Annotated in this window: 4 protein-coding genes; 2 read left to right on the forward strand and 2 right to left on the reverse strand. The window is 44.8% G+C overall.

Going from position 1 to position 1,850, the window contains the following annotated elements:
• Together RMO35_RS19970 and RMO35_RS19975 are read left to right on the forward strand one after the other, a co-directional pair.
• A partial coding sequence (locus tag RMO35_RS19970) for an HAD family hydrolase (RefSeq protein ID WP_309743525.1) occupies positions 1 to 224 on the forward strand: 224 nt, incomplete at its 5' end.
• 144 nt (positions 225 to 368) lie between these two features.
• Positions 369 to 1,064 carry a Uma2 family endonuclease gene (locus tag RMO35_RS19975; protein WP_309743526.1) on the forward strand — a complete coding sequence of 232 codons (696 nt, stop codon included), beginning with the start codon at positions 369 to 371 and terminating at the stop codon, positions 1,062 to 1,064.
• 63 nt (positions 1,065 to 1,127) lie between these two features.
• On the opposite strand, the gene RMO35_RS19980 is transcribed toward RMO35_RS19975, so the two are convergent.
• Positions 1,128 to 1,556: a hypothetical protein gene (locus RMO35_RS19980; RefSeq protein WP_309743528.1), complete on the reverse strand. Its 429-nt coding sequence runs from the start codon at positions 1,554 to 1,556 to the stop codon at positions 1,128 to 1,130.
• Entirely contained in the window at positions 1,549 to 1,776 is a 228-nt protein-coding gene (locus RMO35_RS19985; protein WP_309743530.1) for a hypothetical protein, read from the reverse strand. The genes RMO35_RS19980 and RMO35_RS19985 overlap by 8 nt, the downstream gene beginning before the upstream one ends.
• Positions 1,777 to 1,850: the final 74 nt, after the last annotated feature.

Consider the following 1,850-nt stretch of genomic DNA (forward strand, 5'->3'; position numbering starts at 1 on the left):
CCCCAGGAGATGCCGATCCGCGCTTGTTTGAATTTGCCTGTCAGGAATTGGGCGTAAATCCCGCTCAAACCCTGATGGTTGGCGATAGTACCTGGGATATGATGATGGGATCTCAAGGCGGTGCAGCGGGCTGTATCGGCATCTCCTGGGGTCGATCGATGCAGCCAATCGGGATGGCAGATCTCACGATCGAGCAATTATCCCAGTTGCAAATTAGCCAGTAATCGCTCCTATAATTGAGATACATCTCCTACACTCTTAACCCAGCAATCGAAACAGAGTTAGGGAATAGGGAATAGGGGATAGAAAGAAATATAGATGAAAGCAGTATTGAAAAAGATTGTATTTTTACTTTTGCAGGAAGTCTAATGGTTAAAATACCTTTTCAGCTTCGGCTTATCCCACCACTAGAAAATGGCGACAGACTCACTCGCTACGAATTCGAGCGTCGCTACGATCCGATGCCCCAGAATAAGAAAGCTGAATTAATCGAAGGAGTTGTCTATATGGCTGCCGCCGCACTGCGCTTTAGAAGTCACGGACAACCCCATGCCAGTCTGCTAACATGGCTGGGAAATTATACCGTTGCAACTCCTGGGGTAGCACTGGGGGATGCGCCAACGGTACGTTTAGACGCAGATAACGAGCCTCAACCCGATGCAGTATTGTTAATTGAAGAACAATGCGGCGGTCGATCGCGCGTGAGTGAGGATGACTATATCGAAGGGGTACCAGAATTGGTAGTAGAGATCGCCGCTAGTAGTGCTGCGATCGATCTGGGTGACAAGAAACGCGCTTACCGTCGCAATGGTATCCCCGAATATATTGTCTGGCAAGTATTCGATCGCAAAGTTAATTGGTTTTGCTGGCAAGAAGGGGAATATATCTCTTTACCTGTAGATGCAGATGGGACGATTCGCAGTCGCGTATTTCCAGGATTGTGGCTGGCGGTAGAGGATTTACTTGCCGGAAATATGGTGCAGGTTTTGGCAGTATTACAAGCAGGTTTGGCAGCAGCGGAGCATGATAAGTTCATGCAGCAGTTATCACAAGTAAGTGAATAATTTTAAGAGCATCGGTATTTAGATTGTAGGTTGGGTTTCGCCTCACTCTACCCAACCTACAATCTAATGTATTTTTTCTAGTTTCTGCTGTTGCTCGATATACGTCAGCCCGTACAGAATAGAGCTAGGTATGATAAAAGTCAAAACCATCGTTACAATAATACCGACTGTAAACTTAAACTCTTTTGACACGACAATAGATCGCGTCTTGAAATGAAGGAATATAGCTTTGCTAATCATGCCACTGATGCCACTAACCGCAAATACACAAATTAGGATTAGTACTAAACCCTCGCCAATTCCGTGTCCTGGTAAGTCTTTTCCCTCCGCAACAGTTCGAGCCATAGATTGAACTATTTCACGTAAAATTGATATGATTGTCGCACTAACGGCTATAAAGTAAGCCAATAAAAACTTTCTGTTCGGCATGACCTGCGCCACCAAAAAAGGAACGAAAGTAATAAAAACTAAGATAAATAATAGTTCAGTCATCGTTGGCGATCGCCTCTCCTGGAAGAATCGATCGCATTGCCAATAACTCTACCGCAGTGACAAATCCCGTATTCTCAGCCATTGCTTGTTTCAGTTGTGCTGTGTCAATGGCATCTTCACACGCTTCTAGTTTTGCCAAGTCTTTATTTGCAAACTTATCGTCACGATCGATCGAGTCAAAAAAGTCTTGATGTCCGTCTGTCTCGTTGGCTATTGGCATGGAGCGGAACTTACACTAGTTACATTGTTAGCATGACTTAGACGATCGATTGCTGTCAAGCGATAAATTTGATG

Source organism: Chamaesiphon sp. OTE_20_metabat_361, from assembly GCF_031364565.1.